This is a genomic window from Nocardioides ginsengisoli (genome assembly GCF_039537225.1).
Classification (GTDB): domain Bacteria; phylum Actinomycetota; class Actinomycetes; order Propionibacteriales; family Nocardioidaceae; genus Nocardioides; species Nocardioides ginsengisoli.
The window spans coordinates 124,997-145,315 of the sequence record NZ_BAABAC010000005.1; the positions used below are offsets into that span (position 1 = coordinate 124,997).

Sequence of the window (20,319 nt, forward strand, 5' to 3'; positions counted from 1 at the left end):
GCGCTACTTCCGCCCCAGGGACTGGAACCGCTGCAGCACTCCGCCCGGCACCAGCCGGGTCGCGGCGACGATCGCCTTGTAGCGCTTCGACGGGATCGACATCGGCCGTCCCCGGTCGAAGTCGGCCAGCGCCTCGCGGACCAGCCGGTCGGCCTCGAGCCACAGCGGCTTCGGCGCGGACGCGTCGCGGTCGACGCCGAGCCGCTGGTGGAACTCGGTCTTCACGAACCCCGGGCACAGCGCCATCACGGTGACGCCCTGCGCGCCGTACTCGTGGTGGGCCCAGGCGCTGAACGAGTTCACCCACGCCTTGGCCGCGCTGTAGGTGCCGCGGGGCAGGAAGGCCGCCACGCTCGACACGTTGATCACACCGCCGGTACGGCGCTCCACCATGCCGCCGAGGGCCGCATGGGTGAGCCGCAGCACCGCGCGGACCAGGACGTCCTGCTGGGCCTGCTCGACGTCGATCGGGTTGTCGAGGAAGCGCTCCTTGAGGCCGAAGCCGGCGTTGTTGACCAGGACGTCGACCGGCCGCGCGCGGTCGGCGAGCCGGGTCTCGACCCGGGCCAACTCGTCGAGCGAGGTCAGGTCGGCGGGGAGCACCTCCACCGCGACCCGGTACGACGACTCGAGCTCGGCCGCCACGGACGCCAGCCGGGCGGCGTCACGGGCCACGAGGACCAGGTCGTCGCCGCGCGCGGCGAGCTGACGGGCGAACTCCAGGCCGATGCCGGCGGTGGCGCCGGTCACGAGGGCGGTGGGCATGGGCACAGTCAACCAGGCGGTGTCGCGGGTGTTCCGCCGCGAACCGGGTGTCGTCCGGCATGATGGGCCCCGATGAACAGCGTGCCCGCTCCCCCCACGATCCTCGCTGTCGCCAACCAGAAGGGCGGCGTCGCGAAGACCACCAGCGTCGCCTCGATCGGCGCCGCGCTCGCCGAGCGCGGCCAGTCGGTGCTGCTCGTCGACCTCGACCCGCAGGCCTGCCTGACGTTCTCGCTCGGCATCGACCCCGAGGACCTCGAGCTCTCCGTCCACCACGTGCTCACCAAGGGCACTGCCGTGGGCGAGGTGATCATCGCGACCGACGACGGCGTCGACCTGCTCCCCGCGACCATCGAGCTGGCCCGCGCCGAGGCCGACCTGCTCACCCGCACCGGGCGCGAGCATGTGCTGCGCGGCGTCATGGAGGACCTCCAGGCCGCCGGCACCCACTACGACTGGGTCCTGCTCGACTGCCCGCCGTCGCTCGGCGTCCTCACCGTCGCCGCGCTGACCGCCGCCGACGGCGTGCTGATCCCGCTGCAGTGCGAGACGCTCTCGCACCGCGGCGTCGGCCAGCTGCTCGACACCGTGCACGACGTCCGCCGGTTCACCAACCGCGACCTTGCCGTCTGGGGCGTGCTCCCGACGCTCTACGACGGCCGCACCAACCACGCGCGCGCCGTCCTCGACACGATCTCCGAGACCTACGAGCTCGAGGTCGTCGAGCCGCCGATCCCCAAGACCATCAAGTTCGCCGAGGCCCCGGCCGCCGGCCGCTCGATCCTCGCGACCAGCCGCACCAGCAAGGGGGCCGAGGCCTACCGCGAGGTCGCCGGCGCCCTGATCGCGCGGGCGGCTCGCTGACCGTGAAGCACGCCGCGCCCAAAGCCGCCCCCGGACGTCGCAAGGCGGTCCCGGCCGGACGCCGCAAGGCCGCCTCGACGCGTCCGCGCTACGGCCGGATCACCGCCTTCGGCGCCGCCGTCGCGGTGACCACGCTCGCGGTGCTCGGCGGCTTCGGGCTGCTGCCCTCCGACGAGGGCGGGCCGGAGGCGGCCGATGCGGCGACCTCCGCGCTGACCCGGCCGGCCGACGACCTGTCCCGCGCCGACGCCCGCACCGCCACCACCTCGGGACTCCTCGACGCCGACGGCACCCCGCTCGCCGCGCTCAGCGAGTCGACCGCGCTGCCGGCCCGCTCCGGGCAGGGGCGGCGGATCGTGTTCAGCGAGAGCCGGCAGCGGGTCTGGCTGGTCGACGGCGCCGGCCGCGTCGTCCGGACCTACCTGGTCTCCGGCAGCGTCACCGACAACCTGCAGCCCGGCACGTACGCCGTGTACTCGCGCTCGCGCAACGCAATCGGCGTCGACGACTCGGGGACCATGGAGTACTTCGTCCGGTTCACCCACGGCACCGAGGGCGCCGCGATCGGCTTCCACACCATCCCCGTCGACGACGGCAAGCCGGTGCAGACCCTCGCCCAGCTCGGCACGCCGCGCTCGCACGGCTGCATCCGTCAGGAGCGGGGCAACGCGATCGCGCTGTGGGACTTCGCGCCGGTCGGCACGGCGGTCGTCGTCACCGCTTGAGCGTTGCGGTGGGAATCCCCGCTGAAGCGGGGATTCCTGCACTTCCTGCCCGTTGCAACGGCCAGGAAGCGCAAGGATCCGTCAGGAAGTACGCCGTTCAGGCGGTCGGCTGCGGCTCGGCGGTCGTGGCGCCGCCCTGGCCGCCACCGCTGCTGCGGCGACGGCGGCGACGACGCGGGGCGCCGCCCTCGGTCGCCGTACCGGCCTCGCCCTTCGCCTCGCCCTTCGCCTCGCCCTTCACTTCGCCCTTGGCCTCGGCGGGGGAGCCGCCGTCGACCGGCTGGCCGCCGCGGGTGCGCGTGCGGGTCCGGCTGCGGGCCGGGCGCTCCTTGCGCTCGCCCCGCTCGCCCCGCTCGCCCCGCTCGCCCCGCTCGCCCCGCTCGCCACGGTCGGCCTTGGCGGCCGGCGCCGGCGGGGGAGCGATCCGGCCCTTGGTGCCGGGCGCGATGCCCTGGTCGTGGTAGAGGTGCTCGGACGTCGAGTAGGTCTCGAGCGGCTCGTCGAAGGGCAGGTCGAGGGCCTTGTTGATCATCTTCCAGCGGTGCACGTCGGTCGCGTCGACCAGCGTGATCGCGATGCCCGACGCGCCGGCGCGGCCGGTGCGGCCGATCCGGTGGACGTAGGTCTTGTCGTCCTCGGGGCAGGTGTAGTTGATGACGTGGCTGACGCCGGAGACGTCGATGCCGCGGGCGGCGACGTCGGTGGCGACGAGGACCTTGATCTTGTCCTCGCGGAACCGGGTCAGCGCCTTCTCGCGCGCGACCTGCGCCATGTCGCCGTGCAGCGGGCTGGCCTTGAAGCCGCGCTCGACCAGCTCGTCGGCGACGCGCTGCGCCTGCCGCTTGGTGCGGGTGAAGACGATCATCTTGTCGGCGTCCTCGGCCTGCAGGACCCGGCCGAGGATCTCCGGCTTGTCGAGGTCGTGGGCCAGGTAGATGAACTGCGCGGTGGCGGGCACCGTCGCGTTCTCGTACGACGACTCGGCGCGGATGTTCATCGGGTGCCGCATGTGCATCCGGGCGAGCGCGACGATCGCGGCCGGCATGGTCGCGGAGAAGAGCATGGTCTGGCGGGTCTCCGGGGTGAGCCGGAGCAGCTTCTCCACGTCGGGGAGGAAGCCGAGGTCGAGCATCTCGTCGGCCTCGTCGAGGACCAGCGCGTGCACGTGGGAGAGGTCGAGGACCTTGCGGTTGGCCAGGTCGATCAGCCGGCCGGGCGTGCCGACGACGATGTCGACGCCGGTCTCGAGGGCCTCGATCTGCGGCTCGTAGCCGACGCCGCCGTAGACGGTGAGCACGCGCAGGCCACGGTCGCGGCCGGCCAGCTCGAGGTCGCCGGACACCTGGATCGCGAGCTCGCGGGTCGGCGCGACGATGAGCGCCTGCGGCTTGCCCTGCGGGATCTCGGAGTAGTCGGGGTCGGTCGGCGCGACGCTGCGCTGCAGCACCGGGATGCCGAACGCGAGGGTCTTGCCGGTGCCCGTGCGGGCCTGGCCGATGAGGTCGGTGCCCATCAGCGCGACGGAGAGGGTCATCTCCTGGATCGCGAACGGGTGGGTGATGCCGGCACGCTCCAGCGCGTCGCAGATCAGGGGCATGACGCCGAGATCGCGGAAGGTGGGCGTGGCGGGCGCGGTGGACTCAGTGGTGGAAGTCAGGGTCGTATTCGCTTTCGTGAGTGTCGTCAGCCGGTCGGCGTGGCGCCTGATTCGATGCGGCTGATTCACACTCAGCCGCGCACATACGTGGGCGGGTGCCCGGGCGGTGCCGGTCGCGTTCCCCGTCGTTGCCGGGGAGAGGACTGGCTCGCGCCGCGGACAGTCTACGTGCCGACGGCGCGGCGGGGGTCATCGTCGACAGCCCGGCGACCCGTGCGGTGGCGGAGACGCGCCCGGCCTCGGCAACTTGTACGCTCAGCGCATGGCTGAATCCGCCGACGCGACCGGTTCCCTGGCCGACGACGACCCGTCGTACCGCGAGGCGGTCGTCGACCTGCTCGCGGCCATCGCGTACGGCGAGATCTCCGCCTTCGAGCGGCTCGCCGAGGACGCCAAGCTGGCGCCCAGCCTGGCCGACAAGGTCGACCTGGCGACCATGGCGAGCGGCGAGCTGACCAAGGTCCACGCGCTGCACGACCGGCTCCGCGCGCTCGGCGCCGACCCGTTCGAGGCGATGGCGCCCTTCCGGGACGCGCTCGACGAGTTCCACCGCCACACGGCGCCGTCGGACTGGTACGAGAGCCTGGTCAAGGCCTACGTCGGCGACGGCCTCGCCAACGACTTCTACCGCGAGATCGCGGCCTACCTCGACCCCGAGACCCGCGACCTGGTGATCACCTCGATGGAGGAGGGCACCCATGCGGTGTTCGTCGTCGACCGGGTCCGCGCCGGCATCGCCGACGACCCGCGCCTCGGCGGCCGGCTCGCGCTGTGGGGCCGACGGCTGATGGGCGAGGCGCTCACCCAGGCGCAGCGGGTCGCGGCCGACCGCGACGCGCTCACCGCGCTGCTGGCCGGGGGCGTCGACCGCCCCGGCCTCGACCTGGCTGCGCTGGGCCGGATGTTCACGCGGCTCACGGAGCGGCACCTGGCCCGGATGGGCGAGCTCGGCCTCGACGCCTGACGGTGCGCGACGGCGGTCGGCCTGACCGGCGACCTCAGTCGGCGCCTGCAGAGCTGAGCTCCTTGCCCGCGGGGGCCGTCGGCGTCCACCCCGGCGGCCCGAACAGGTAGCCGAGGCGGTCGCGCCAGCTCGCCGCGTGCCGCACGTTGCGGGCGATGGCGGCGTAGTCGCCGTACTCGAGGGTGAGCAGGTTGTAGGTGTCGACCGGCTTGGTCAGCCCGTACGTCGGGCGCTGCCGCTCGGGCGTGAAGGTGCCGAACATGCGGTCCCAGACGATGAGGATGCCGGCGTAGTTCCGGTCGAGGTACTCCGGGTCGGAGCCGTGGTGCACGCGGTGGTGGGACGGCGTGTTGAAGACCAGCTCGATCGGGCGGGGGAGCCGGTCGATCGTCTCGGTGTGGACGAAGAACTGGTAGACGAGGTTGATCGAGAAGGCGACGTACAGCGTCCACGGCGCGAAGCCGAGGAAAGGCAGCGGCAGCCAGAAGAAGAACTCGAACCAGGGGTTCCACTTCTGCCGCAGCGCGGTGGCGAAGTTCATGTACTCGCTGGAGTGGTGGGCCTGGTGGGCGGCCCAGCCGATGTTGACCCGGTGCACGAAGCGGTGGTTGGCGTAGTAGGCGAGGTCGAGGCCGACGATGAGGAGCACCCAGTACCACCAGGTGTCGGTGGGGAGGTGGACCGGCGCGAGGTGGGTCGAGATCGCCGAGTACACCACGAAGGTGCCGACCTTGAAGACGGTGAGGAAGAGCAGCGACCCGATGCCCATCGAGATCGAGGTGCGGGCGTCCTTGAGGGAGTAGCCGGTGACGTTGTCGTCGTGGTCGAGCCACGTCAGTGCGGCGAGCTCGACGAGGACGCTGAGGACGAAGAACGGGACCGCGTAGGTCACCGGGTTCTGCATCGGGTCGAGCAGGTCGTGCATGACGTCTCCTTGAATTGACTCGTGGGTAAGTTACTACAAGGTCAATTCCCTGGGTAGGGTGATCCGCATGACGTCGTCGGCACGCCGCTCGGGCACCAAGGGCGTCGCGCGCGCCGACCGCGAGGCACAGATCCTCGACGTCGCCGGCCGGATCTTCGGCGAGCGCGGCTTCGCCGCCACCTCCGTCGCCGACGTCGCCCGCGAGGCCGGCATCTCCAAGCCCCTGATCTACCACTACTTCGGCTCCAAGGAGGGGCTCTTCGAGCGCTGCCTGAGCGAGGCCTCCGGCGTCCTCGTCGGCGAGATCGAGCGCACCGCCGGGCTCGGCGAGGTCGGCCTCGCCCGCGCCCTGGCCACCCTCGACGGCGTCTTCGCCGTCCTCGCCGGCCGGACCTGGATCTGGCAGGTCGCCAACGACCCCACCGCCCCCGCCACCCCTGCCGCGGCCACCCTCCTCGGCTCCTACCGCACCCGCCTCGAGACCCTCGCCCACGACGGCGTCCGCGAGCTCCTCGCCCTCGGCGGGGTCGACGACCCGCTCGACGTCGACGCGATGGCCGCGGTGTGGAGCAATGTGTTCGCGGCGCTCGTCGACTGGTGGTGCGCCCACCCCGACGTCGTACCGGACGAGATGAGCGCGCGGTGCGCCCGGCTGTTCGGCGCGGTCTTCAGGCCCGCGGCGCCGTAGCCGGCAGCCCACCTCGATCGGCGACGGGCAACCCGAACCATCCACCGTTCGCGCCGATTTCGGGCGTTCCGGGCCGAAACCGGCCCAACCGTGGATGGTTCGTGACGCGGACCCGCCTGCGGTCCGCCGTGCCGGGCGGCGAGGGGCGGCGACGCAACCCGTCCACGCCCGGTGGGTGCTGCCGGGTCCACGCCCCCGCTCGGTCTAGGCTGACCGCGACGACAGCCCGTCCCCGACTCCAGGAGCAGTACACGTGGCAGCGATCGAAGCCGTCGGAGCTCGCGAGATCCTCGACTCGCGCGGCAACCCCACCGTCGAGGTCGAGGTCCTTCTCGACGACGGGTCCTTCGCCCGGGCGGCGGTGCCGAGCGGCGCCTCGACGGGTGCCTTCGAGGCGGTCGAGCTGCGTGACGGCGGCGACCGCTACGTCGGCAAGGGCGTCGAGACCGCGGTCGACGCGGTGATCCAGACGCTCGGCCCGGCTATCGAGGGGCTCGACGCGGCCGACCAGCGGCTCATCGACCAGACCCTGCTCGAGGCCGACGGCACGCCCAACAAGGCCCAGCTCGGCGCCAACGCGATCCTCGGCGTCTCGCTCGCGGTCGCGCGCGCGGCGGCCGACTCCGCCGACCTCCCGCTCTACCGCTACGTCGGCGGGCCCAACGCCCACCTGCTGCCGGTGCCGATGATGAACATCCTCAACGGTGGCGCGCACGCCGACACCAATGTCGACATCCAGGAGTTCATGGTCGCGCCGATCGGCGCCCCGACGTTCCGCGAGGCGCTGCGCGTCGGCGCGGAGGTCTACCACGCGCTCAAGTCGGTCCTCAAGGACAAGGGCCTGGCCACCGGCGTCGGCGACGAGGGCGGCTTCGCGCCCGACCTCGAGTCCAACCGCGCCGCGCTCGACCTGATCGCCGAGGCGATCGCCAAGGCCGGCTACGAGCTCGGCAAGGACGTCGTCCTCGCGCTCGACGTCGCCGCGTCCGAGTTCTACGAGGACGGCGGCTACCGGTTCGAGGGCGCCAAGAAGTCGGCCGACGAGATGATCGCCTACTACGCCGACCTGGTCGCCAACTACCCGATCGTCAGCATCGAGGACCCGCTCAACGAGGACGACTGGGACGGCTGGAAGGCCATCACCGACCAGCTCGGCGACAAGACCCAGCTCGTCGGCGACGACCTCTTCGTGACCAACGTCGAGCGGTTGCAGCGCGGCATCGCGGGCGGCCAGGCCAACGCGATGCTGGTCAAGGTCAACCAGATCGGCTCCCTCACCGAGACCCTCGACGCCGTCGAGCTGGCCCACCGCAGCGGCTACCGCAACATGATGAGCCACCGCTCGGGCGAGACCGAGGACACCACGATCGCCGACCTCGCGGTCGCGACCAACTGCGGTCAGATCAAGACCGGCGCCCCGGCCCGGTCCGAGCGGGTCGCGAAGTACAACCAGCTCCTCCGCATCGAGGACGAGCTGGGCGACGCCGCGCGCTACGCCGGCGCCGGTGCCTTCCCGCGCTACCAGGGCTGAGCACCAGGAGACCCCAGGAGACCCCAGGAGAACCGCATGGCCGACGAGCGTCGTACGTCGCGCAAGCCCGGCCGCCCCGCTGCGGGGCGGTCCGGGCCGCGGTACGCCGAGCGGCTCAAGGCCGAGCGGAAGAAGGCGGCCCGCGAGCGCGAGGCCGCGCTGGTCCGGGCGCGCAAGGAGCACCAGCAGAAGGCGCGGCTGACCAGTCGGGCCGCGATCCTGGTGCTCGTGCTGGCCGTCCTGGCGGTCTCCTACGCCTCGTCGCTGCGGGCCTATCTGCAGCAGCGCGGCAATATCGACCAGTTGGAGAAGCAGATCGCCGCCCGCGAGGCCACGATCAGCGACCTCAAGCGCCAGAAGGAGCGCTGGAGCGATCCGGCGTACATCGCCCAGCAGGCGCGGGAGCGGTTCGGCTACGTCGACAAGGGCGAGACCCCGTTCGTCGTGGTCGACCAGAACGGCAACCCGCTCGACCCGTCGTCCGACCTCGGTGACTCCTCGAAGGTCGCCGACCCCGACAAGATCACCTGGTACGAGGGCACCTGGGAGTCGATGAAGGTCGCCGGTCACCCGCCGACCACCGTGCCCGGGCCCAAGAACGAGATCAAGGCTCCCAAGGAGGACCTGAAGCAGTGAGCAGCGACGACCGCGCTACCGACGAGGTGGTCATCGCCGCCCAGCTGGGCCGACCCCCGCGGGGCGTGCACGCCATCGGGCACCGCTGCCCCTGCGGCAACCCGGACGTCGTCACCACGGAGCCGCGGCTGCCCAACGGCACGCCGTTCCCGACGACCTACTACCTCACCTGCCCGCGGGTGAACTCCCGGATCGGCACTCTCGAGGCCTCCGGGCTGATGAAGCAGATGCAGGACCGCCTCGGCACCGACCCCGAGCTGGCCGCCGCCTACCGTCGCGCCCACGAGGCCTATCTGGCCGACCGGGCGGCCGTCGGCGAGGCCGGCGGGTTCGACGTCCCCGAGATCGACGGCATCTCCGCCGGCGGGATGCCCGACCGGGTCAAGTGCCTCCACGTGCTGGCCGGCCACGCGCTGGCCGCCGGCCCGGGCGTCAACCCGCTCGGCGACGAGGTCCTCGAGATCCTCGGCGACTGGTGGGCCAAGGGCCCGTGCGTCGCGCCCGGTGACGCCGCCGACTCAGCCGACTCCGACGCTGCCGGTGCCGCTGGCGATGAGTGAGCCGGTCGCCGCGATCGACTGCGGCACCAACACCATCAAGCTGCTGGTCGGCGACCCGGCGGGCGAGCCCGACGGCGTACGACGCGAGAGCCGGATGATCCGGCTCGGCCAGGGTGTCGACGCGACCGGCCGGTTGGCGCCCGAGGCGCTGGCGCGCGCCTGGGAGGCGATCGACGAGTTCGCTGCGATCATCGCCGAGGCGGGGATCGGGGCCGAGCGGGTGCGGTTCTGCGCGACATCCGCCTCGCGCGACGCCGAGAACGCCGCGGAGTTCACCGCCGGCGTCCACGCCCGGCTCGGCATCGACCCCGAGGTGCTGTCCGGCGACGAGGAGGCCCGGCTGGCGTTCGCCGGCGCCGTCCGCGGCCTGCCCGACGCCGGTCTCACCGCGCCCACCCTGGTCGTCGACATCGGCGGCGGCTCGACCGAGCTGATCCTCGGCGACCCGGCCGACGGGCCGAGCGCCGCGCACTCGATGGACATCGGCTCGGTCCGGCTCCACGAGCGCCACGTCCGCCACGACCCGATCACCCCCGACGAGATCGCCGCCGTGGTGGCCGACATCGACGCCGCGCTCGACGCCTGCCCGGTGTCGCCGGCCGACGCGCGCGCCGTCGTCCTCGTCGCCGGCACCAACACCACGCTCGCCGCGGGCACGCTCGGCCTCGAGGCCTACGACCGCACCCTCATCCACGCCCAGGTGCTGACCGTCGCCGCGCTCCACGAGCAGGTCGACCGGCTGCTCGCGATGACCGTCGCCGAGCGCCGCGAGCTCGGCTGGATGCATCCCGGCCGTGCCGACGTCATCGACGCGGGCGCGCTCATCGTGTCCCGCGTGCTGCGGCGGATCCCGGTCGACCGGGTCGTCGTCGCCGAGACCGACATCCTCGACGGGATCGCCTGGTCGCTGACGCCATGAGCGATCCCGCGGAGGCGATGGCGCGGCTGGACGACAGGATCAGCCGATGCCGCCGCTGTCCGCGGCTGGTCGCCTGGCGTGAGCAGGTCGCCCGGGAGAAGCGAGCGGCGTACGCCGACCAGGACTACTGGGGCCGCCCCGTCCCCGGCTTCGGCCCGGCCGACGCGCGGATCCTGCTGGTCGGCCTCGCGCCCGCCGCCCACGGCGCCAACCGCACCGGCCGGATGTTCACCGGCGACCGCGCCGGCGACTGGCTGTTCGCCTCCCTCCACCGGGTCGGGCTCGCCAACCAGGCCGAGAGCGTCGCGATCGGCGACGGCCTCGAGCTCCACGACGTCCGGATGGCCGCGCCGATCCGCTGCGCCCCGCCCGCCAACAAGCCGACGCCGCAGGAGCGCGACAACTGTGCGCCGTGGCTCGACGCCGAGCTGGCGATCCTGCGGCCGTCGCTGAAGGTCGTCGTCTCGCTGGGGGCGTTCGGGTGGCAGGCCGCGCTCACCGCGCTCGGCCGGGCCGGCTGGACGATTCCGCGTCCGAAGCCGCGGTTCGGGCATGGCGCCGAGGCGCTGCTGGCCTGGGGCGGCGCGGGCCGCGGGTCGGACGTCGTCCTACTGGGCTGCTTCCACCCCAGCCAGCACAACACGTTCACCGGGCGGCTCACCGAGGCGATGACCGACGAGGTGCTGCTGAGGGCGCGGGAGGTCGCTGCGATGATGGGCCGGTGAGCACCGACCTGTACGCCGTCACCGTCCTCGGGCACGACCGCCCCGGCATCATCGCCGCCACCACGGCCGGACTCGCGGAGCTCGGGCTCAACATCGAGGACTCCACGATGACCCTGCTGCGTGGGCACTTCGCGATGATGCTGCTGTGCCGCGGCGCGTCCGACGCCGCCGCGATCGAGAGCGCGCTGGCGCCGCTGGCCGCCGACGGCGACCTCGACGTCGCCGTCCGCCCGGTGACCGACGAGCCCACGCCCGCCGCCGGCGGCAGCCAGTGGGTGCTGACCGTCCACGGCGGCGACCGCTCCGGCATCGTCTCCGCGATCATCGCCGAGGTCGCGTCGGCCGGCGGCAACATCACCGACCTCACCACCCGTCTGTCCGGCGACCTCTACCTGCTCGTCGCCGAGCTCGACCTCCCGGTCGGCTCCGACGTCGCCGCGGTCGAGGGCGCCATCCGGGCCGCGGCCGAGCGGGTGGGCGTCACCGCCACCCTGCGCGCGGCCGAGGCCGACGAGCTGTGAGCAGCGAGCGGGTCGCGGCCTGGTCCGAGACCGAGCTCGGCGTCGACGGCCGGATCCTCGACGTCGTCCGCGCCCCGGCCGGCGTCCTCTCCGCCCGCGGCGACGACGTCGACCCCACCGCACCCGAGATCGTCCAGCTCGCCGCCGACCTGGTCGCCACCATGCGCGTCAGCCCCGGCTGCGTCGGCCTGGCCGCCAACCAGGTGGGCGTCGGCGTCCGCGTCTTCTGCGTCGACGTCACCGAGCATCCCAAGACCCGCACCCGGCACGGCACCTTCGTCCTCTGCAACGCCGAGGTCGTCGAGTCGAGCCGCAACGAGAAGGCCCGCGAGGGCTGCATGAGCGTCCCCGACTTCACCGGCGACGTGAAGCGCGCGTCCCGGCTGACCGTCCGCGGCCAGCTCCCCGGCACGGGCGAGACCGTCGAGTTCGCCACCGACGCCTTCGAGGCGCGGGCGCTGCAGCACGAGATCGACCACACCGACGGCTTCCTGTTCCTCGACCGGGTGGCGGGCGCGCACGCCATCTACGCTCGGCAGACCTATTTGTGAGGATGGGCCCGGCCCCCGTATCCCAACTGGCAGAGGAGGCCGCCTTAAAAGCGGCTCCAGTGTGGGTTCGACTCCCACCGGGGGCACGTCGCGGCTGGATGTACCCGGCCATCAGGTTGGTAGCAGCGGCGCGTCACCGTTGACGTAGGGAGAGCCCCCGGATGGGGTGTGGCTTGTCTAGGTCCCACTCCACCCTGGAGGCTCTCGTGTCCCACCGTGATGCCCGCCTGACCGTGCACGGCCGCATGCTCATCGTCCAGCGCCACCGGGCTGGTTGGAAGCAGGCCCACATCGCTGCCGCGATGGGGGTGTCCCGCAAGTGCGTCCGCACCTGGATCGACCGGACGCCGAGCTCGGACTCGAGCCGCGGCGCGAGCGCGCTGAGCTCGCGGTGACTGACATGGCCTCGGTCATCGCCGAGGAGGGCGATCGTGGGGAGCGGCACGCCCACTCTCAGCCCACGGGACCCTTCTGCTGACAGCAGAACTCGCCGCCGACGCCCCGTCCGCCCCGATCCGCCGACCTACGATGAGGCATGGCCGAGGAGCAGAAGGCGGCGGAGCCGCTGTTGCGGGACCTGGTGGGACGACGGCTGCGCGACCTGCGTCGCGAGCGCGGTGAGACGCTCACCGAGACCGCGCGGCGGGCGGGGATCTCGCCGCAGTACCTCTCCGAGATCGAGCGCGGCACGAAGGAGCCGAGCAGCGAGATGATCGCGGCCGTCCTCGGCGCGCTCGGCACCACGCTGCTCGACCTCACCTCCGCCATCGCCGGCGACCTGTATGTCGTCCAGAGCGCCGCGCCGGTGCCCGCCTCCGCGAGCAGCACGGCGTACGCCGAGGTCTACGCCCTCGCCGCCTGAGCCGGCAGCGGCTCGCGCGACTCGATCACGTGGTCGAGCAGGCCGTACTCGCGCGCGGCCGACGCGGTGAACACCCGGTCGTGGTCGGTGTCCGCGCGCAAGGTCGCGGTGTCCTGACCGGTGTGGCGCGACAGGATCCGCTCGATGTCGGCGCGGACGCGGACCACCTCGTCGGCCTGCAGGATCAGGTCCGGGATCGCGCCGCGGCCCTGGGCGGCCGGCTGGTGCAGCACGATCCGCGCGTGGGGGAGCGCGGCCCGCTTGCCCGGCGCGCCCGCGGCGAGCAGGACGGCGCCGACGGCGATCGCCTGGCCGACACAGGTCGTCGCGACCGACGGCCGGATGTACTGCATCGTGTCGTGGACGGCGAGCATCGCGCTCGGGTCGCCGCCCTCGCAGTTGATGTAGAGCTGGATGTCGCGGTCGGGGTTGTCGGCCTCGAGGTAGAGCAGCTGCGCGACCAACGCGTTCGCGACGCCGGCGTCGATGGCGGTGCCGACGTAGACGACGCGCTCGGTGAGCAGGTGCGAGTAGACGTCCATCACCCGCTCGCCGCGCGGGTGCTGGGCGATGACGTTGGGGATCAGGTAGCCGCTCATCGCGCGGCCGCCGTCCCGAACGTCCCCAGCCCGGCCGTACGGCGGTGCGGCGGCACCACCGCGTCGAAGGACGCCACGATCTCGTCGACGAAGCCGTAGTCGAGCGCCTGCTCCGCGGAGTACCAGCGGTCGTGCAGGGAGTCCTCGAACACCCGCTCCAGCGGCTGTCCGGTGTCCTCGGCGATGAGCGCGAGGACGGTGTCGCGGGTGTGCCGGAGGTCCTGTGCCTGGAGCTCGATGTCGACGGCGGTGCCGCCGATGCCGGCCGAGCCCTGGTGCATGAGGATCCGCGAGTGCGGCAGCGCGCGGCGGCGTCCCGGCTCGCCCGCCGACAGCAGGAACTGCCCGGCGCTGCAGGCGATCCCCAGCGCCAGCGTCGACACGGGGCACGGGATCAGCCGCATCACGTCGCGGATCGCGAGCATCGAGGGGACCGATCCGCCGGGGGAGTGGATCCACAGCGCGATCTCCGCGCCGGCGTTGTCGGTGGCGAGGCCGACCAGCTGGGTGGTCAGCAGCATGCCGTTGTCGTCGTCCAAGGGACCGTCGAGCACGAGCACGCGCTGCTGGTACAGCTCGCGTCGTACCCGGTCGTCGAAGAGGCGGGGCCTGGTGTCGTCGCTCATGGCGCCACCCTGCGTCGTACCGGACGGCGGGAGAAGGCCGATCCACCCAGAGCAGCGGCCCGCTGCCGACAGCAGCACACGGCCTTGACTTCAGGTCCACCTGAACCGACAGAGTGCTGTCATGCACCGTCACCACCACGATCACGCGCACGGCCAGGACGACTCGTTGGAGACCCTGCGCGACGCCCTCACCGCCCGCTTCTGGGACGAGAGGTACGGCGGCAGCGACCGCGTCTGGAGCGGCCGGCCCAACCAGCGCCTCGTCGAGCAGACCGCCGACCTGACGCCCGGCACCGCCCTCGACGTGGCCTGTGGCGAGGGCGGCGACGCGCTGTGGCTGGCCGAGCAGGGCTGGCAGGTGACCGCCGTCGACGTGTCCGAGGTGGCGCTCGGCAAGGTCGCCCAGCACGCCGAGGACGCCGGCCTCGACGACCGGGTCAAGCTCGGCCTCTACGACGCGCTGGCCGATCCGCGCCCCGCGGGCCGTCAGCGCTTCGACCTGGTGACGGTCAGCTTCCTGCACGTCCCGCAGCCCGACTTCGCCGCGATCTACCGCGGGATCGCCGACGCCGTCGCCCCCGGCGGACGGCTGCTCGTCACCGCCCACCACCCCGAGGACGTCGCCACCGGCGCCCGCCACGACCACGGCCCGGGGCTGCTGTTCGAGCCCGACCGGGTCCTCGAGACGCTCGGCGCCGACCGGCCCGGCGGCGACTGGGAGGTGGAGGTCGCCGACACCCCGACGCGGCAGCAGGCGACCGCGGACGGGCCGCTCGCCGTACGGGACACGGTGGTGCGGCTGCGGCGCCTCACCTGACCCGCGGATCGGTGGGACTTTGGGGAACCTTCTCCGCCCACCGCACGTTCCCCAGAAGAGCCGCCTAGACTTGAGGCGGAGAGGGCAGCCGCCTGGCGGCCCGGCAGACGCAAGCCTGCGGAGGAGATCATGCAGAGCAACAACCCGGTTTTCCGGCGCTCCGAGGAGTTCAACCGGAACACCTACGGCAACCAGACGTACCAGGGCAACGGCGCCGCCTACCAGGGCTACGGCGCCCCGCAGGGCACCGGCTACGCGTCGCCGGCCGGCTTCGGCACGCCCCCGACCACCGTCGAGCGGCGGATGACCATCGACTCCGTCGTGCAGTCGACCGCCATCACCCTCGGCGTCACGATCCTCGCCGCGGCCATCACCTGGTTCGCCACCCCCGACGTGGCCTCCGACCCGAAGAGCGCGCTGCCCGCGCTCTCCGCGGCCATCGCCGTCGGCGGCGGCGCGGCGTTCATCCTGTCGCTCGTCAACTCGTTCAAGCGCGTGATCAGCCCGGCGCTGGTCATCGCCTTCGCGGTCGCCGAGGGCATCGCGCTCGGCGGCATCAGCAAGCTCTACGACGCCGTCTTCGGCACCGACTCGAGCAGCTACGGCGGCATCGTCGTCCAGGCCGTCGTCGGCACCTTCGCGGCCTTCGCGGGCACGCTCGCGGCGTACAAGTTCTTCGACATCAAGGTCGGCAACAAGTTCCGCACCTTCGTCGTCGCCGCGATGTTCGGCATGGTAGCGCTCAGCCTGATGGAGCTCGTCCTGGGCTTCTTCGGCGCGCAGCTGGGCCTCTTCGGCTTCTCCGGCCTGGGCTTCGTGTTCTCGCTGGTCGGCCTGGTGCTGGGTGTGTTCATGCTGATCCTGGACTTCGACTTCGTCGAGCAGGGTGTCCGCAACGGCCTCCCCGAGCGGGAGTCGTGGCGCGCGTCCTTCGGTCTGCTCGTCAGCCTGGTCTGGATCTACACCAACCTGCTGCGCATCCTCGCGATCCTCCAGCAGGACTGAGTTCGACGGGCCGCGCGTGTCGGAGCTTTGCCTGACACGCTGCCGGCCATGCGGTCGAGGGCCGCTCGGTGCATGGGGCGCCGGGCGGCCCTTGGCGTCTGCGGGGTGCGGGCGCGCGCCTTGTAACTCGGTGTTACGCCGTCCACCACGGTGGAGCGGCATCCACCACAGGGTCGTGACCGGTCATGACCCTGTGGTGGATGAACGGACACCGAGTTACACGACCGCCAGCGCCACCTGCCTCGGCGTCAGCCGTTCCTGGCGGGCTCCCCGGGGTCTGCGCGCTGGCCGCGCCTTGTAACTCGGTGTTACGACCGTCCACCACGGTGGAGCGGCATCCACCACAGAGTCGTGACCGGTCATGACCCTGTGGTGGATGAACGGACACCGAGTTACATGACCGCCAGCCCCCGCACCCGGGGTCAGCCGTGCTCGGCAGCCGCCGGCGCCTCGGCCGCGACCTCGCCCCGCGTACGGCGGTGCCGCAGCTCCACCCACAGCCCACGCATGCCGGCGCGGCGCCCGCCGATCTCGGTGCCGCCGAGCTCGGTGCCCGGCTCGTTGACGGCCTGGACGGCGGCGCGGATGACCGGCAGCACGCCCTCGCCGCGGAAGGCCTCGAGCACCGCCTCCTCGTCGGTGGCCTGCTCGAGGGCGGCCAGCACCGACGGGATGAGGACGCCGGCGAGCGCCTTGTAGCCGGCGACCGAGGGGTGGAACTGGTCGGGGCCGAAGAGCAGGGCCGGGGCGGCCGCGAACTCGGGGCCGAGGATGTCGCCGAGCGACACGGTCCGGCCGCCCTCCTCGACGACGGCGATGGTCTGCGCGGCGGCCAGCCGGCGCGACCAGGCGCGGGCGACCTGGCGGAGTGGGGGAGCGATCGGCTGGATGGTGCCGAGGTCGGGGCAGGTGCCGACGACGACGGTGGAGCCGGCGGCGATGAGCCGGCGCACGCCGTCGGAGAGGTAGCGCACCGAGTGCGAGGGGCGCACCGTGTGGGTGACGTCGTTGCCGCCGATGAGGATGACCGCGACGTCGGGCTCGATGAGCAGCGCGCGGTCGACCTGCGCGGCGAGGTCGGACGACTTCGCGCCCACCACGCAGAACTCCCGCAGGTAGACGCGTCGGTCGGCGTGCTCGGCCACGGCGCTCGCGATCAGCGCGCCGGGCGTCTGCTCGACCCGCTCCGCGCCGTAGCCGGCCGCGCTGGAGTCGCCCAGGAAGGCGATCTTGATCGCCGGCCCCGGGCGGCCGCGGCCGTACCAGCCGGTCGCGTCCGGCGGCGGGTCTTCGCGGGCCGGTCCGATGGTCTTGCGGGCGAGCTTGGCCTCGGCGCTCAGGACGCCGTAGAGGCCGGCGCCGAGCGCGGACAGTCCGCCCCCGCCGTACAACGCGGCGGCGGCCAGCTTCCGAGCAGCACTGGCTTTCGTCACGCCGCAACCATAGAAGGTTCTCCATGGCGCCGGGACGGCGCGGTGGCAACCTCGCGACCGCTACGGTGAGCCCATGGAGTACGTCGAGTCCCTGCTGGAGCTGATCGGCAACACCCCGCTGGTCCGGCTCAACCGTTCACTCGATCTGCCCGCCGACGGACCGTTGGTGCTGGCGAAGGTCGAGTACCTCAACCCCGGCGGTTCGGTGAAGGACCGCATCGCCACGCGCATGATCGAGGCCGCCGAGGCCTCCGGCGCGCTGCAGCCCGGCGGCACGATCGTCGAGCCGACGTCCGGCAACACCGGCGTCGGGCTGGCGATGGTCGCCCAGCAGAAGGGCTATCACTGCATCTTCGTGTGCCCCGACAAGGTCAGCGAGGACAAGCGCAACGTCCTCAAGGCCTACGGCGCCGAGGTCGTCGTCTGCCCCACGGCCGTCGCGCCCGAGCACCCCGACTCCTACTACAACGTCAGCGACCGGCTCGCCAGCCAGCCCGGCGCCTGGAAGCCCGACCAGTACTCCAACCCCCACAACCCGCGCTCCCACTACGAGGAGACCGGCCCCGAGCTGTGGCGCCAGACCGAGGGGCGGATCACGCACTTCGTCGCGGGCGTCGGCACCGGCGGCACCATCTCCGGCATCGGCCGCTACCTCAAGGAGCAGAAGCCCGAGGTCCAGGTCATCGGCGCCGACCCGGCCGGCTCGGTCTACAGCGGCGGCACCGGCCGCCCCTACCTCGTCGAGGGCGTCGGCGAGGACTTCTGGCCCGAGACCTACGACCGCGGCGTGGCCGACCGGATCATCGAGGTCTCCGACGCCGACTCCTTCGCCTTCACCCGCCGCCTCGCCCGTGAGGAGGCGCTGCTCGTCGGCGGCTCGTCCGGCATGGCCGCGTACGCCGCGCGCCAGCTCGCCCAGGAGCTCGCCGCCGAGGGCAAGAACGACGCGGTCGTCGTCGTCCTGCTGCCCGACTCGGGCCGCGGCTACCTGAGCAAGGTCTTCAACGACGACTGGCTCGCCCAGTACGGCTTCAGCACCGGCCAGCCGCGCCCCGCGCAGACGGTCGGCGAGGTGCTGCGCGGCAAGTCTCAGGGCATGCCCGCGCTGGTCCACACCCACCCCAACGAGACCATCGCCGAGGCGGTCCAGATCCTCCAGGAGTACGGCGTCTCGCAGATGCCCGTCGTCCGCGCGGAGCCGCCGATCGTCGCGGCCGAGGTGGCCGGCTCGGTGTCCGAGCGCGCCCTGCTCGACGCGCTGTTCACCGGCAAGGCAAAGCTCACCGACTCGGTCGAGCAGCACATGTCCACCGCGCTGCCGACCATCGGCTCGACCGAGGACGCCACGGCCGCCGTACCGCTGCTGGAGTCGGCCGACGCAGTGCTGGTCCACGAGGACGGCAAGCCGGTCGGCGTGCTCACCCGGCACGACCTGCTCAACTTCCTCGCGCGTGGCTGACGCCGCCGAGCTGAGCGGCCTGATCGCTCCGGCGACGCCGGAGGACGTCCCCGACGTCCTCCGGCTGATCCGCGCGCTCGCCGACTACGAGCGCGAGCCGGACGCCGTCGAGACCACCGAGGACGACCTGCGGCGCTGGGTGTTCGGCCCCGACCCGGTGGCCAACGTCCTCGTCGCGCGGGCCGAGCCCGGCGGCAAGGTGGTCGGGATGGCGCTGTGGTTCCGCACCTACTCGACCTGGACCGGCGTCCCCGGCATCTACCTCGAGGACCTCTTCGTCGAGCCCGACCAGCGGGGGAGCGGCCTGGGCCGCGCGCTGCTGCAGGCGCTGGCCCGGATCGCCGTCGAGCGCGGCTACCGCCGGGTCGAGTGGGCGGTGCTCGACTGGAACACCCCGGCGATCGAGTTCTACGACGCGCTCGGCGCCCGCCCGATGGCGGAGTGGTCGACCTACCGGCTGACCGGCCAGGCGCTGGCCGAGCTCGGGGCGTAGTAGCGGCAGGTGTGGTGCGGGGCGAACCCCAGCGCCTCCCAGAACGCCTGCGCGCCCGGGTTGTCGGTCTCGACGTGCAGCCAGGCCGTGAGGGCGCCCTGCTCGGCCGCCCAGCCGAGCAGCTCGGCGACGACGGCGGTCGCCAGCCCGCGGCGGCGATGGGTGGGGTCGACGGTGAGGCCGTGCAGGCCGACCCAGTCGCCGTCGACGGCGGCGCGCGCCTCGGCGAGCGCGTCGCAGCCGGTGCCGACGGTGGCGACGGTGGCGACGGCCCGCGGTCCGGATCCGGCACGCTCGACGTCGACGCCCCGGCTCAGGAGTGCGAGCTCGCGCCGCACCCGCGAGACGGAGGCGAGCCAGAGCTCCGACTCGCCGTACGCGAGGCGCTGCCAGCCGGCCGCGGCGAAGGCGTCCTCGAGCGCCGTACCGGCCTCGACCTGGGCGAGCGGGTCGCGACCGCGCTCGGCGTAGAACGCCTCGACCGCGGCCAGCGCCGCCGCGAAGGGGACGCCGGGATCGCCCATCGCCAGGCACGAGTTGGCGCGCTTGAGCAGCCGGCCGGTGGGCGCGGCGTCGGAGCGGAGCACCCAGTCGCCCAGCCCCGAGGTCTCGACGGCGGGCCACAGGACGCCGGTGTGGGTCTCGGCGTCGCGCGCGCTCACCCGGAGCCGGGCCGCCGGGCGCGGCGGGACCGGCTTGCCGGAGACGACGTCGGCCAGCGCGATCCGCACCTTCTCGCCGTCGGCGCGCTCGACCAGGCAGCTGTCGGCGTCCCATGCCAGGCAGACGCCGAGGACGTCGGTGAAGGCGGGGCCGCCGGTGGGTCCGGTCTGCCCGGGGAGCACCCGGCGGACCACGATCCGCTGCCCCACCACGTGGGGGCCGAGGAGATGGCGTCCAGATTCCGGGGGTCTGCGCGCGTCGGGCACGCCGGGGATACTAGGCTGGCCCCCGATACGAAACACATTCGTGTCTGACTCGAACCGCTTGTCCT

At 72.8% G+C, this 20,319-nt stretch carries 23 protein-coding genes, 1 tRNA gene and 1 pseudogene; 18 read left to right on the forward strand and 7 right to left on the reverse strand.

Annotated features, from left to right (window positions below):
- Window positions 1-3: 3 nt before the first annotated feature.
- Window positions 4-765: an SDR family NAD(P)-dependent oxidoreductase gene (locus tag AB4880_RS02255; protein WP_367917572.1), complete on the reverse strand. Its 762-nt coding sequence runs from the start codon at window positions 763-765 to the stop codon at window positions 4-6.
- A gap of 72 nt (window positions 766-837) precedes the next feature.
- Here AB4880_RS02255 and AB4880_RS02260 point away from each other — a divergent pair, with 72 nt between their 5' ends.
- Together AB4880_RS02260 and AB4880_RS02265 are read left to right on the forward strand one after the other, a co-directional pair.
- The gene (locus AB4880_RS02260; RefSeq protein ID WP_367917573.1) at window positions 838-1,629 is read left to right on the forward strand and encodes a ParA family protein; all 792 of its coding nucleotides are present in this window, start codon (window positions 838-840) and stop codon (window positions 1,627-1,629) included.
- A gap of 2 nt (window positions 1,630-1,631) precedes the next feature.
- Window positions 1,632-2,354, forward strand: coding sequence for a L,D-transpeptidase (locus AB4880_RS02265; protein ID WP_367917574.1), 723 nt, complete (start codon window positions 1,632-1,634; stop codon window positions 2,352-2,354).
- 97 nt (window positions 2,355-2,451) lie between these two features.
- Here the strand turns inward: AB4880_RS02265 and AB4880_RS02270 are convergent, their stop codons facing one another.
- On the reverse strand, window positions 2,452-3,951 hold the full coding sequence (locus AB4880_RS02270) for a DEAD/DEAH box helicase (RefSeq protein WP_367917575.1): 1,500 nt from the start codon (window positions 3,949-3,951) through the stop codon (window positions 2,452-2,454).
- Window positions 3,952-4,273: 322 nt separating this feature from the next.
- Between AB4880_RS02270 and AB4880_RS02275 the strand changes: the two genes are divergently transcribed.
- The gene (locus tag AB4880_RS02275; protein ID WP_367917576.1) at window positions 4,274-4,975 is read left to right on the forward strand and encodes a ferritin-like fold-containing protein; all 702 of its coding nucleotides are present in this window, start codon (window positions 4,274-4,276) and stop codon (window positions 4,973-4,975) included.
- A 34-nt stretch (window positions 4,976-5,009) separates the two neighbouring features.
- Here AB4880_RS02275 and AB4880_RS02280 read toward each other — a convergent pair whose 3' ends face one another.
- Entirely contained in the window at window positions 5,010-5,900 is an 891-nt protein-coding gene (locus tag AB4880_RS02280) for a sterol desaturase family protein (RefSeq protein WP_367917577.1), read from the reverse strand.
- Window positions 5,901-5,967: 67 nt separating this feature from the next.
- Here AB4880_RS02280 and AB4880_RS02285 point away from each other — a divergent pair, with 67 nt between their 5' ends.
- The 11 genes and pseudogenes from AB4880_RS02285 (at window position 5,968) to AB4880_RS02335 (ending at window position 12,893) form a co-directional block, all read left to right on the forward strand.
- Window positions 5,968-6,588, forward strand: a complete 621-nt coding sequence (locus AB4880_RS02285; protein ID WP_367917578.1) for a TetR/AcrR family transcriptional regulator — start codon at window positions 5,968-5,970, stop codon at window positions 6,586-6,588.
- 253 nt (window positions 6,589-6,841) lie between these two features.
- A complete protein-coding gene (eno, locus tag AB4880_RS02290; protein WP_367917579.1) occupies window positions 6,842-8,119 on the forward strand; it encodes a phosphopyruvate hydratase in 1,278 nt (425 codons plus the stop codon).
- Window positions 8,120-8,155: 36 nt separating this feature from the next.
- Window positions 8,156-8,755 (forward strand): septum formation initiator family protein, encoded by a 600-nt coding sequence (locus AB4880_RS02295; protein ID WP_367917580.1) that lies wholly within the window; start codon window positions 8,156-8,158, stop codon window positions 8,753-8,755.
- Complete coding sequence (locus tag AB4880_RS02300; RefSeq protein ID WP_367917581.1) at window positions 8,752-9,315, forward strand: DUF501 domain-containing protein; 564 nt, start codon at window positions 8,752-8,754, stop codon at window positions 9,313-9,315. Before AB4880_RS02295 ends, AB4880_RS02300 begins: the two co-directional genes overlap by 4 nt.
- Window positions 9,308-10,234 (forward strand): Ppx/GppA phosphatase family protein, encoded by a 927-nt coding sequence (locus tag AB4880_RS02305; RefSeq protein ID WP_367917582.1) that lies wholly within the window; start codon window positions 9,308-9,310, stop codon window positions 10,232-10,234. Before AB4880_RS02300 ends, AB4880_RS02305 begins: the two co-directional genes overlap by 8 nt.
- Complete coding sequence (locus tag AB4880_RS02310) at window positions 10,231-10,959, forward strand: uracil-DNA glycosylase (protein WP_367917583.1); 729 nt, start codon at window positions 10,231-10,233, stop codon at window positions 10,957-10,959. Before AB4880_RS02305 ends, AB4880_RS02310 begins: the two co-directional genes overlap by 4 nt.
- Window positions 10,956-11,480: a glycine cleavage system transcriptional repressor gene (locus tag AB4880_RS02315; RefSeq protein ID WP_367917584.1), complete on the forward strand. Its 525-nt coding sequence runs from the start codon at window positions 10,956-10,958 to the stop codon at window positions 11,478-11,480. The genes AB4880_RS02310 and AB4880_RS02315 overlap by 4 nt, the downstream gene beginning before the upstream one ends.
- Window positions 11,477-12,031 (forward strand): peptide deformylase, encoded by a 555-nt coding sequence (locus AB4880_RS02320; RefSeq protein ID WP_367917585.1) that lies wholly within the window; start codon window positions 11,477-11,479, stop codon window positions 12,029-12,031. Before AB4880_RS02315 ends, AB4880_RS02320 begins: the two co-directional genes overlap by 4 nt.
- Before the next feature lie 11 nt (window positions 12,032-12,042).
- A tRNA-Leu gene (locus AB4880_RS02325) sits at window positions 12,043-12,117 on the forward strand.
- A 120-nt stretch (window positions 12,118-12,237) separates the two neighbouring features.
- A pseudogene (locus AB4880_RS02330) lies at window positions 12,238-12,375 on the forward strand (helix-turn-helix domain-containing protein); the annotation flags it as partial.
- Window positions 12,376-12,566: 191 nt separating this feature from the next.
- A complete protein-coding gene (locus tag AB4880_RS02335) occupies window positions 12,567-12,893 on the forward strand; it encodes a helix-turn-helix domain-containing protein (protein WP_367917586.1) in 327 nt (108 codons plus the stop codon).
- Here AB4880_RS02335 and AB4880_RS02340 read toward each other — a convergent pair.
- Together AB4880_RS02340 and AB4880_RS02345 are read right to left on the reverse strand one after the other, a co-directional pair.
- Window positions 12,875-13,492, reverse strand: coding sequence for a ClpP family protease (locus AB4880_RS02340; protein WP_367917587.1), 618 nt, complete (start codon window positions 13,490-13,492; stop codon window positions 12,875-12,877). The genes AB4880_RS02335 and AB4880_RS02340 overlap by 19 nt on opposite strands.
- The gene (locus tag AB4880_RS02345) at window positions 13,489-14,118 is read right to left on the reverse strand and encodes a ClpP family protease (RefSeq protein ID WP_367917588.1); all 630 of its coding nucleotides are present in this window, start codon (window positions 14,116-14,118) and stop codon (window positions 13,489-13,491) included. Before AB4880_RS02345 ends, AB4880_RS02340 begins: the two co-directional genes overlap by 4 nt.
- 121 nt (window positions 14,119-14,239) lie before the next feature.
- On the opposite strand from AB4880_RS02345, the gene AB4880_RS02350 reads away from it, so the two are divergent.
- Both AB4880_RS02350 and AB4880_RS02355 read left to right on the forward strand, forming a co-directional pair.
- Window positions 14,240-14,935, forward strand: coding sequence for an SAM-dependent methyltransferase (locus tag AB4880_RS02350; protein WP_367917589.1), 696 nt, complete (start codon window positions 14,240-14,242; stop codon window positions 14,933-14,935).
- Window positions 14,936-15,064: 129 nt separating this feature from the next.
- On the forward strand, window positions 15,065-15,940 hold the full coding sequence (locus AB4880_RS02355; RefSeq protein ID WP_367917590.1) for a Bax inhibitor-1/YccA family protein: 876 nt from the start codon (window positions 15,065-15,067) through the stop codon (window positions 15,938-15,940).
- Between the two features lie 422 nt (window positions 15,941-16,362).
- Here the strand turns inward: AB4880_RS02355 and AB4880_RS02360 are convergent, their stop codons facing one another.
- Window positions 16,363-17,373, reverse strand: coding sequence for an SGNH/GDSL hydrolase family protein (locus AB4880_RS02360; protein WP_367917591.1), 1,011 nt, complete (start codon window positions 17,371-17,373; stop codon window positions 16,363-16,365).
- Between the two features lie 73 nt (window positions 17,374-17,446).
- Between AB4880_RS02360 and AB4880_RS02365 the strand changes: the two genes are divergently transcribed.
- Complete coding sequence (locus AB4880_RS02365) at window positions 17,447-18,832, forward strand: cystathionine beta-synthase (RefSeq protein ID WP_367917592.1); 1,386 nt, start codon at window positions 17,447-17,449, stop codon at window positions 18,830-18,832.
- Window positions 18,825-19,325, forward strand: a complete 501-nt coding sequence (locus AB4880_RS02370) for a GNAT family N-acetyltransferase (protein WP_367917593.1) — start codon at window positions 18,825-18,827, stop codon at window positions 19,323-19,325. Before AB4880_RS02365 ends, AB4880_RS02370 begins: the two co-directional genes overlap by 8 nt.
- Here the strand turns inward: AB4880_RS02370 and AB4880_RS02375 are convergent.
- Complete coding sequence (locus tag AB4880_RS02375; RefSeq protein ID WP_367917594.1) at window positions 19,283-20,254, reverse strand: GNAT family N-acetyltransferase; 972 nt, start codon at window positions 20,252-20,254, stop codon at window positions 19,283-19,285. The genes AB4880_RS02370 and AB4880_RS02375 overlap by 43 nt on opposite strands.
- Between the last annotated feature and the right edge of the window lie 65 nt (window positions 20,255-20,319).

Coding starts and splice junctions, on each gene's coding strand:
- AB4880_RS02255 (WP_367917572.1), bottom strand. CDS start 765: ATGCCCACCGCCCTCGTGACCGGCGCCACCGCCGGCATCGGCCTGGAG.
- AB4880_RS02260 (WP_367917573.1), top strand. CDS start 838: ATGAACAGCGTGCCCGCTCCCCCCACGATCCTCGCTGTCGCCAACCAG.
- AB4880_RS02270 (WP_367917575.1), bottom strand. CDS start 3,951: ATGCCCCTGATCTGCGACGCGCTGGAGCGTGCCGGCATCACCCACCCG.
- AB4880_RS02275 (WP_367917576.1), top strand. CDS start 4,274: ATGGCTGAATCCGCCGACGCGACCGGTTCCCTGGCCGACGACGACCCG.
- AB4880_RS02280 (WP_367917577.1), bottom strand. CDS start 5,900: ATGCACGACCTGCTCGACCCGATGCAGAACCCGGTGACCTACGCGGTC.
- AB4880_RS02285 (WP_367917578.1), top strand. CDS start 5,968: ATGACGTCGTCGGCACGCCGCTCGGGCACCAAGGGCGTCGCGCGCGCC.
- AB4880_RS02295 (WP_367917580.1), top strand. CDS start 8,156: ATGGCCGACGAGCGTCGTACGTCGCGCAAGCCCGGCCGCCCCGCTGCG.
- AB4880_RS02305 (WP_367917582.1), top strand. CDS start 9,308: ATGAGTGAGCCGGTCGCCGCGATCGACTGCGGCACCAACACCATCAAG.
- AB4880_RS02310 (WP_367917583.1), top strand. CDS start 10,231: ATGAGCGATCCCGCGGAGGCGATGGCGCGGCTGGACGACAGGATCAGC.
- AB4880_RS02335 (WP_367917586.1), top strand. CDS start 12,567: ATGGCCGAGGAGCAGAAGGCGGCGGAGCCGCTGTTGCGGGACCTGGTG.
- AB4880_RS02340 (WP_367917587.1), bottom strand. CDS start 13,492: ATGAGCGGCTACCTGATCCCCAACGTCATCGCCCAGCACCCGCGCGGC.
- AB4880_RS02345 (WP_367917588.1), bottom strand. CDS start 14,118: ATGAGCGACGACACCAGGCCCCGCCTCTTCGACGACCGGGTACGACGC.
- AB4880_RS02350 (WP_367917589.1), top strand. CDS start 14,240: ATGCACCGTCACCACCACGATCACGCGCACGGCCAGGACGACTCGTTG.
- AB4880_RS02355 (WP_367917590.1), top strand. CDS start 15,065: ATGCAGAGCAACAACCCGGTTTTCCGGCGCTCCGAGGAGTTCAACCGG.
- AB4880_RS02365 (WP_367917592.1), top strand. CDS start 17,447: ATGGAGTACGTCGAGTCCCTGCTGGAGCTGATCGGCAACACCCCGCTG.